The 505-nt window shown below is 46.1% G+C and carries 1 pseudogene; it reads left to right on the top strand.

Features of this window, described 5'->3' with window-relative positions:
• Positions 1-464 (top strand): annotated as a pseudogene (locus AC3G7N_RS22790) (citrate transporter); the annotation flags it as partial.
• Positions 465-505 lie beyond the last annotated feature (41 nt).

The raw sequence follows: 505 nt of genomic DNA, 5'->3' as shown, positions 1-505 counted from the left end.
AGGCACATGCACGCGGAGCGATTTACACGTCTTCCGTAATATTTTCTGCAGGGATATTTACCGGGATCCTTGCCGGGACGGGAATGATTGAAGCTATGGCGAGCGTATCAGCAACTGCGATTCCAAGTGGATGGGGCCAGGCGCTGCCGGTTATTCTCGCATACTTGTCTATGCCACTCAGCCTTATTTTCGACCCAGATTCTTTCTATTTTGGTGTACTTCCTGTCTTAAGTGCCACTGCGGAGGCGTTTGGAATTCAACCTGAAACAATGGGACGGGCAGCCATTTTAGGGCAAATGACAGTTGGTTTTCCGATAAGTCCATTGACTGGTTCAACTTTTCTATTGATTGGCTTGGCAGGTGTGGATTTGGGTGATTTACAGAAGAAGGCAATTCCTCTGGGGTTTGGGATTACCGCAGTGATGGCAACTGTTGCATTGCTAATGGGGCTACTCACAAACTAAAAATAGTTTAAAACTTAAGGGGGTAAACTTATATGTTGAAA

Source organism: Virgibacillus carmonensis (assembly GCF_057836705.1).
This window is presented reverse-complemented; position numbering and strand designations above follow the sequence as displayed.